Below are 8,861 nucleotides of genomic sequence, written 5' to 3' on the forward strand. Positions count from 1 at the left end.
TTATATAATAGACTGTTATATTTTGAGTTTAAATTTTTAATAAAATTTATTTTATTTCCTCATTTTGGTTTCCCAAATCTAAACTCTTTAGTTAGAAATTAATCTTTTTTGAATAAAAAATGGCTGATATTAAAGACATTAGCAAGTTAAGAAACATTGCTATTATTGCTCACGTTGACCATGGTAAAACTACTTTAGTTGATAAATTATTACAACAATCTGGTACTTTAAGTTCTAGAGGTGAAGTAGAAGAAAGAATTATGGATAGTAATGCCATTGAAAAAGAACGTGGTATTACAATCTTAGCAAAAAACACTGCTATTAACTACAATGATTATCACATTAATATTGTAGATACTCCAGGACACGCTGACTTCGGTGGTGAAGTAGAACGTGTTCTTTCAATGGTTGACTCTGTACTTCTAATCGTAGATGCTACAGATGGTCCAATGCCTCAAACTCGTTTCGTGACGCAAAAAGCGTTCGAACACGGTTTAAAACCAATTGTAGTAGTTAACAAAATAGACCGTCCAGGTGCAAGACCTGATTGGGTAATTGATCAAATTTTTGATCTATTTGTTAACCTAGGGGCAACTGATGAACAATTAGATTTCCCAATTGTTTACGCTTCAGCTTTAAATGGTATTGCTGGTTTAGATTACACAGATATGGCAGAAGACATGAAGCCATTATTTGAAACTATTATCGAAAAAGTTTCTCCACCTGATGTAGATTTAAATGCACCATTACAAATGCAAATTTCACAATTAGATTACAACTCATACGTAGGGGTAATCGGTATTGGTCGTATTAAACGTGGTGAAATTAAAGTTAACCAACAAGTAACAATTATCGACGCTGAGGGTAAAAAACGTAACGGTAAAGTTGGTCAAGTATTTGGTCACATCGGTTTACAACGTGTAGAACAAACTACAGCTAAAGCTGGTGATATCGTTGCGATTACTGGTTTAGGTGAATTAAACATTTCTGACACTATTTGTGACGTGAACAATGTTGAAGCTTTACCAGCTTTATCAGTTGATGAACCAACAGTTACAATGTTCTTCTGTGTAAATACTTCTCCATTCTGTGGTAAAGAAGGTAAATTCGTTACTTCGAGACAAATTCTTGAAAGATTACAAAAAGAACTTGTACATAACGTTGCTTTACGTGTAGAAGAAACGCAAGATCCAGATGCTTTCCGTGTTTCAGGACGTGGTGAATTACACTTATCAGTATTAATTGAAAACATGCGTCGTGAAGGCTTTGAATTAGCAGTATCAAGACCACGTGTAATTTACCGTGAAGTAGATGGTGTTAAACAAGAGCCATTTGAACAAGTTACTGTTGACGTAGAAGAGCAACATCAAGGTGCGGTAATGGAATCTTTAGGTTTACGTAAAGGTGAACTTAAAAATATGGAAATGGACGGTAAAGGTCGTACTCGTTTAGACTATATTATTCCAGCTCGTGGTTTAATTGGTTTCCGTGGTGAGTTTATGACTATGACTTCAGGTACAGGTCTACTTTACTCAACATTTAGCCATTATGATACTGTACGTCCAGGTGAAATTGGTCAACGTCAAAACGGTGTACTAATTTCTAATGGTACAGGTAAAGCTCTTGCTTATGCTCTATTCTCATTACAAGAGCGTGGTAAACTGTTAATTGACGCTAATACAGAAGTATATGAAGGTCAAGTAATTGGTATCCACAGTCGTGATAACGATTTAACGGTTAACTGTTTACAAGGTAAAAAATTAACTAACATGCGTGCGGCTGGTAAAGACGATGCTATCGTTTTAGTTCCACCTGTTCGTTTCTCATTAGAACAAGCTATCGAATTCATTGATGATGACGAGTTAGTAGAAGTAACTCCAGAATCAATTCGTATTCGTAAGAAATTCTTAACTGAAAACGACAGACGTCGCGCATATAGACAGAAAAATGCCGAGTAATTTTACAGTTAAGTAAAAAATATATAGACACAATAAAAGCTGCGCACTAGCGCAGCTTTTATTGTGTCTTTTATTTAACGTCTTTATAGTAATCTTCCTTACCAGCAGGACGATTTTTAAAGCGTCGGTGCATCCACATATAGTTAGCTATATCAAGTTTTACTGTACTTTCAACTGTTTGATTTGCTCTTAAAACAACTTGGTAAGTTAACTCTTCACGCGTTAGTTCACCAGCGTTGTATTTTGCAGTTAAATCATCAAAAGTAACAGCCTCTAGAATATGAAACTCAAAATAGTATTTAGGATCTTTACTCGGCAATAAAAGGCAAGGTACTAAAGTTAGATCATTAAAACTACGATACAATTGCCAAGTACCAGTAGTAGTACATGCTTCAGGTTCATCAAAAAACGGCATAAATAATGCAGATTTTGTTCCTAGATCCTGATCTGGGGCGTACCATAATCCATGCTTAAGCGCTAAGGTTTTAATCATAGCTCGCGGATTATCTTTAGCAACAAGGGCTTTATTATTACGTAAGCGGAAATAATATTGTAACCAATCCCAAAGTGGATTTGCATTCTTTAAGTAAACGCCATACGAAGGTAAAATTAGACCAATAGCACGGGCATTTACTTCAAGATTTAAAAAGTGTGGACAGAAGAATAAAAATGCACGTTTACCATACCATTCTGAAAAGTCTTTATTTTCAGGTAGTTTAATTAGTTTGGCAAAACGGCGTTTACTCCAGAACCAAGCAATAACCATATCGAAGATGGCAATACCTACGTTATTACAAAATTGATCAAAAATTTCATCTCTTTGTTCTTTAGAATAACTAGCTAATGCAACATCGATATTAATACGAGCAATTTGTCTACGGGTACGAATTACTTTAATATTGCTTTTGCGGAAAAAACTACCACAACGCAGTCCTAACCATCGAATAACCGCATATGGGAATAATGAAAATATCCAACATACGCCGATTAGTAACCAAATTTTCCAATATTTTGGTAAAAGAAATTCTTTTTTAAAATGTGGACGGTTAGACTGAAATATTTCGTCTTGATTTTTCATAAGAAATTAATGATTGCAACTACTTGCTTTTAATTTTATTAATTATTGTAGTCGAGCTGTAATCATCGATAAAAGGAATAGTTTGTACTTTACCACCATTTGCTGTAACTTCAGCATAGCCGACAATATTCTCAACTTGATAGTCACCGCCTTTAACGAGAATATCTGGCATTATTTGTTTAATGAGTTCAAGTGGTGTTTCTTGTTCAAATGGTATTACAAAATCTACGAACTTTAATGATTCAAGCATTAACATGCGATCTTCAAGCTTATTAATTGGACGACTGTCTCCTTTTAAAGCTTTAACAGAACTATCGCTATTAATACCAACAATTAAAATATCTCCAAGCTCTTTAGCTCGTTTAAGGTATGTTAAATGACCGCGATGTAAAATGTCAAAACAACCATTGGTGAAAACGATTTTCTTGTTATCTTTTTTCGCTTGTTCGATTTTAGATAGTGATGAATCTGCGTAACCACATGCCGCTTGTAATTCGAGTAAGCTTACGGTTGAAGTTCCTAATTTTGATACTGAAATACCTGCAGCTTTGTTTGCATAGTAACAAGCATCAATGATATCAATGCCGCTAGCTAAGGCTGTAGCTAAAGTTGCGATTACTGTATCTCCAGCTCCTGTTACATCATATACATCTTCGGCATAAGTTAATTGATGATACATACGACCATCTTTAAGGTGCAGAGTCATACCATTTTCTGATTTAGTAATTAAAATACCATATAAATCTAAATCATTAATTATATGATTAGCAATTTGGCTTTCTTGCTCTTGATTAGCTATTGCTTCTGGTGAATAACCATATTGAGCTGCAATTTGTTTAAACTCACTTAAATTAGGAGTTAATAAACTTGCATGGCGATATAACGAGTAGTCATTACCTTTAGGATCGATAATAACTGGTTTTTTATATTTATTTGCTAGTTCAATGATAAAAGGAAAAAGCTCACGTGCCCCTTTAAAATAATCAGAAAGAATAACAACTTGTGATTGTTGAATGCTTTGTTCAAGTAGGTTTGCAAATTGCGAGAAAACTTGAGGAACATTATAAGTTATAGCGGGACTATTTTCAAAATCAATACGTAACAGCTGTTGATGACGACTTAAAATACGAAGCTTTTTAGTCGTTTGCATGTTAGGGATTGTTATTAAAAGGTTTTCAAGATTGCTATTTTTACAAAGTTCTAATAGTTCAAGACTATTATCGTCTTGTCCTATTAAACCAGATAAAACAGCATGAGCTCCTAAGGCCTTAATATTTTGTGCAACATTAGCAGCACCACCTAAAGTTTGTGATGATCTTTTATATAAGACAACAGGTACTGGAGCTTCTGGTGAAATACGACTTGTATCACCATGCCAGTAGTGGTCGATCATTACGTCACCAAAAACAAAAACTTTAGCTGTATTAAAATCAAGAGCTGGTTGTGTATTCATAATAGTCACTTAGCCATTAAGATTAATGGCATTAAGATTTTTTGACGTTTTCTTTACTTGCTTCCTTTTTCTCGGCAGCTTTATAACGTTTAAGATCTGTAACTTCGATTAGTTTGATACCTTTGCGATCAACTTCTTTTACCGTCATAATTAAGTTACCAACAGAGTAACGCGCTTCGATAGCAGGAATGTCTTGGAACTTGTCTAGAAGATAGCCGTTTAAAGTTCTTACTTCTTCAGCTTTTAGATCCCAACTAAAACGACGATTTAAATCACGTAGATTTGCTTGTCCGTCGATCAGATATTTACCAGGGGTAACAGTATTAATATCTTCTTGTTCGTCGACAATAGAGTTAGTGGTGTAATTACCAACGATTTCTTCAAGAATATCTTCGATGGAAATTAAACCAATCACAAAGCCATATTCGTCAACAATAATACCAATTTTACGTTTAGCTTTTTTAAAGTTAAAAAGTTGACGCGTTAAAGTAGTTCCTTCTTGAACGAATATTGCTTCGTCGACAGCACGTACTAAGTTCTCTTTAGTAAACTCATTACTTTCCATCATTAAGCGATAAGCTTCACGAATACGTAGCATACCGACAATTTGTTTTTCGAATGACTCACGGTAAACCAGAACTTGACTATGCGCCGATTGATTTAATTGACGAATAATTGATTTAATATCGTCATCGATGTTTATAGCAACAATTTCGTGACGAGGGATCATTACTTCTTCAACAGTAACTTTTTCTAAGTCTAAAACTGAGCTCATCATATCAGAGTGATCTTTACCAACTAATTGTTGAGATTCTTTTACGATCACTCTTAATTCTTCATCTGATAGTCCAGCTTTTTCTGTATTGTTATTGATACGTAATACTTTGAAAAAGAGAATAGTGAAGATATTAAAGATAAATACAATAGGGGAAACAATACGAAATACTACATATAATGCCGGAGCAAAAGAATAAGCAATAATTTCTGGGAACTTAACTGCGATAGTTTTAGGAATAATTTCGGCAAACATTAATAAGACAAAAGTTAAGACACCAGTAGCGATTGCAATACCTAAGTCTTGAGCAATTTCTTGTCCGACAATGGTTGCTAATGATGAAGCTGCAATATTTACGGTATTGTTACAAATTAGGATTGTACTAATAAGCTTATCTGACGTTTGTAATAAAGTATGAGCTGATTGCGCTCCCCATCTTTTTTTCATTAAAGCGGTTTGCAGTTTATACCTATTTAAGGTAAAGAGTGCGGTTTCGCTTGCCGAGAAAAAGGCTGATACCAGAATACAAAGAAGGATAATTATAATTAAAAACGAGACAGATGACTCCATTGTTAAATCCAAAATGTTTGTTTAATACTTGGTTTGAGGGTTATAACCCTGTTATTTGACTGGAATATTATAGCATAAAGCTAAAGTACGAAACTTTTGCTTCTAGTTATAGCTAAAGCTTAACTAAAAGTGTGATCTAGTTGGCAAATAACTACTATAGATTTGGGAAAATCGTAATAGTTAGATATAATTAAAGGGTAAGTTATGCTTTCGACAAGGATTTATTAATGAAAATTGCAATTGCTGGTGCTGGAGCAATGGGTTGCTGCTACGGTCATATGTTAAAACAAGCTGGTAACGATGTAGTACTACTTGATAACTGGCAAGAACATATAGATACAATTAATGCAAATGGTTTAAAAGTAACAGAAGTAGGAACTCCTAAAGTTACACAAATCAAAGCTTATCGTCCTGAAGAATATGATCAAGCTGTTGATTTAATTGTTATTTTTACTAAGTCATTAATGTTAGATGGTTTAATGCAACAGATTAAACATCTTATTCATGAAGACACAAAAGTTCTATGTTTACTAAATGGTTTAGGGCATGTAGATACAATCAGCAAATATGTATCTAAAGAACAAATCTTCATGGGGGTTACTGTTTTAACCGCTAAATTTAATGCTGTTGATGTGCCTGGAGATGTAAGTTTCTCTAGCTATGGCAAAACAGAAATTGAAAATATTGTAAACTCTCGTGCAGCAGCTCAAGCAGCTAAACAAATCGCGCAAACGATTAACGATTCAGGCTTACCGTGTGAAGTTGTTGAAAATATTCAATGGGCTACTTGGAGAAAAGCTTGTTTAAATGGTGCTATGAATAGCTTATGTACTATTCTAGATGCTAATATGTATCAATTAGGAACAATCGACAATTGTCGTAACCTAATTCAAGAAATTGTAAAAGAGTTTGCTTTAATTGCTAAAATCGAAGGTGTACATTTAGACGTAGAACAAATTACTGATTTTATTATGTCATTTACTAATGATGGTTATTCTGGTTCACGTCATTATCCATCAATGCACCAAGATTTAATCAAAAACAATCGCTTAACGGAAATCGATTTCCTAAATGGTTACATTGCACGTAAAGGTAAAGAATTTAATGTAAGTACACCATTTAATAATTTAATCACTTTATTAGTACATGGTAAAGAAAAAATTACTCATGCTCGCTAATATAACAAAAAAAAGAGAGGTAGACCGTATAACGATCTACCTCCTTTTTTATTACCATAAACCTGGGAATAATAAGATAGCTACTTGTGAAACAATAGCAGCGATAATTCCGTAAATAACCATTGGCGCGAAAGTACGTTTTAAGATATAACCTTCGTAACTTAAGCAGTTAGTAACTGAAGCTACGGCGATAATGTTATTTAAACATACCATGTTACCCATTGCACCACCAACTGATTGTAATGCTAATACAGTTGTTTGGTTAGCACCAATTTGTTGCGCAATAGATTGTTGGATCGAACCGAATGTTAAGTTAGATACAGTGTTTGAACCTGAGAAGAATGCACCTACAGAACCTAGGTATGAAGCTACAAGTAACCAAGATGACCCCATTGATGATGAGAATACTTGACCGATAACTTGTACCATTGAGCTAGTTGTATTAGATGGAACACCTGCAGTTGGTGCTAACATCATTAATTTAACCATTACGAAAGCACCAAATAATGCTACGTAAGTTAATTTAACTGCTGAAGCTGAAGATTGGAAAATACCAACGATTTTACCACGACATTCTGCGTAGAAGAACTGCATAATTAATACAGTTACAACAAATGGAATTAAGCTTGGCACGTAAAGTAATTTATAAGAATCACTAATTGAAGTACCAAAAATATTACCTAAAACGAAAGTTAGAGATTGAGTAATTTTGAAATCAGCAAAGCCTAAGTTAAAGTTTAACCATTCAGCTTGGCTATTCATTAGAGTTTTAAACGGTAATTGTTGTACACGTGTAACAATTAATAAACCGATTAATAAAGCGAAAGGAGCTAAAGCTTTAGCAACTTGACTACCTGTTACTGAAGGTAATTTTTCAATACGAATTTTTTGTTCTGGATTAGTATCATCAACTACAGGTTCATATGATTTAGCTAAACCGATACCGTATTTAGCAAACCAAACTGATAATAACATACCAATAGCACCACCAACTAATGATGGGAATTCATCATTGAAGAAAGATAGTACTAAGTAAGGTACCACACAGGCTGCAATTGATAAAAGAATAAAACCAAAGTTTCTGAATACTTCTTTTGGTTTAACTACGAACATTAAAGCGATAGCAGGGATAACTAATGAAGCAAAACCGTGCATAATTGCTGTTTTGCTACCAAGTTCAATAAAGTTTACGTCGTGTAATTGGCTAAAACCATACCATGTTGGAGTACCAACAGCACCAAATGATACAGGTACTGAGTTCATGATAAGAGTTAAGATACAAACACGTACAGCTGGGAAACCTAAGCTCACTAATAATGGAGCGGCGATAGCAGCAGGAGTACCAAAACCTGAAGCACCTTCAATCATGAAAGCAAATGCCCAACCAATAATCATTAATTGTGCTACTGGGTTAGGAGATACAGTTGCTAACCAACTTTTAATTACGTTAATTGAACCCGATACTTCAATAAAACGATTGAAAAGAATAGCAGCGAAAATAATAGTAACTGGTGTTAAAGTTGCAACAATTGAAGCGACAACAGAAGCACCCACTGCTAAATTAGAATTACTCCAGTAGAATACTTGGATTAGAATAATTAACACAGCAATAGCTGGTAACGCAATGTAAGATGGTAAACCATTGCGTTTTGCCATTAAATAAATTAATAGCAAAATCGGAAAAACACTTAGAATAAATTGTAGAACAGATCCTGTCATATGATCACCAATAGGATTTAAGGGGGACTAGCAAACGCTAGTTGTAACACCCCATCCGCCATATCCTATATAGATAAGATTTTACGAATAGAGCTTACTGCTAATAATAAGATAAGTCTTTGCATTTAAA

General features: G+C 34.2%; 6 protein-coding genes. 2 read left to right on the plus strand and 4 right to left on the minus strand.

The window, feature by feature from the left end; all coding sequences use genetic code 11:
• The first annotated feature begins 119 nt into the window (after nt 1-119).
• Nucleotides 120-1,958 (plus strand): translational GTPase TypA, encoded by a 1,839-nt coding sequence (gene typA, locus CKF58_RS00840; protein ID WP_119530097.1) that lies wholly within the window; start codon nt 120-122, stop codon nt 1,956-1,958.
• A 70-nt stretch (nt 1,959-2,028) separates the two neighbouring features.
• On the opposite strand, the gene CKF58_RS00845 is transcribed toward typA, so the two are convergent.
• The 3 genes from CKF58_RS00845 to CKF58_RS00855 are packed head-to-tail and all read right to left on the minus strand — an operon-like array spanning nt 2,029 to nt 5,834.
• Entirely contained in the window at nt 2,029-3,036 is a 1,008-nt protein-coding gene (locus CKF58_RS00845) for an LpxL/LpxP family acyltransferase (protein ID WP_119530098.1), read from the minus strand.
• 19 nt (nt 3,037-3,055) lie between these two features.
• Nucleotides 3,056-4,489 (minus strand): bifunctional D-glycero-beta-D-manno-heptose-7-phosphate kinase/D-glycero-beta-D-manno-heptose 1-phosphate adenylyltransferase HldE, encoded by a 1,434-nt coding sequence (hldE, locus tag CKF58_RS00850; RefSeq protein WP_119530099.1) that lies wholly within the window; start codon nt 4,487-4,489, stop codon nt 3,056-3,058.
• Between the two features lie 31 nt (nt 4,490-4,520).
• On the minus strand, nt 4,521-5,834 hold the full coding sequence (locus tag CKF58_RS00855; protein ID WP_119530100.1) for an HlyC/CorC family transporter: 1,314 nt from the start codon (nt 5,832-5,834) through the stop codon (nt 4,521-4,523).
• 227 nt (nt 5,835-6,061) lie between these two features.
• Between CKF58_RS00855 and CKF58_RS00860 the strand changes: the two genes are divergently transcribed.
• Nucleotides 6,062-7,012 (plus strand): 2-dehydropantoate 2-reductase, encoded by a 951-nt coding sequence (locus CKF58_RS00860; RefSeq protein ID WP_119530101.1) that lies wholly within the window; start codon nt 6,062-6,064, stop codon nt 7,010-7,012.
• A gap of 51 nt (nt 7,013-7,063) precedes the next feature.
• On the opposite strand, the gene CKF58_RS00865 is transcribed toward CKF58_RS00860, so the two are convergent.
• Nucleotides 7,064-8,731, minus strand: a complete 1,668-nt coding sequence (locus CKF58_RS00865; RefSeq protein WP_119530102.1) for an L-lactate permease — start codon at nt 8,729-8,731, stop codon at nt 7,064-7,066.
• Nucleotides 8,732-8,861 lie beyond the last annotated feature (130 nt).

It is taken from the genome of Psittacicella hinzii (assembly GCF_003585935.1).
Classification (GTDB): domain Bacteria; phylum Pseudomonadota; class Gammaproteobacteria; order Enterobacterales; family Psittacicellaceae; genus Psittacicella; species Psittacicella hinzii.

Coding starts and splice junctions, on each gene's coding strand:
- CKF58_RS00860 (WP_119530101.1), top strand. CDS start 6,062: ATGAAAATTGCAATTGCTGGTGCTGGAGCAATGGGTTGCTGCTACGGT.
- CKF58_RS00845 (WP_119530098.1), bottom strand. CDS start 3,036: ATGAAAAATCAAGACGAAATATTTCAGTCTAACCGTCCACATTTTAAA.
- typA (WP_119530097.1), top strand. CDS start 120: ATGGCTGATATTAAAGACATTAGCAAGTTAAGAAACATTGCTATTATT.
- CKF58_RS00855 (WP_119530100.1), bottom strand. CDS start 5,834: ATGGAGTCATCTGTCTCGTTTTTAATTATAATTATCCTTCTTTGTATT.
- CKF58_RS00865 (WP_119530102.1), bottom strand. CDS start 8,731: ATGACAGGATCTGTTCTACAATTTATTCTAAGTGTTTTTCCGATTTTG.
- hldE (WP_119530099.1), bottom strand. CDS start 4,489: ATGAATACACAACCAGCTCTTGATTTTAATACAGCTAAAGTTTTTGTT.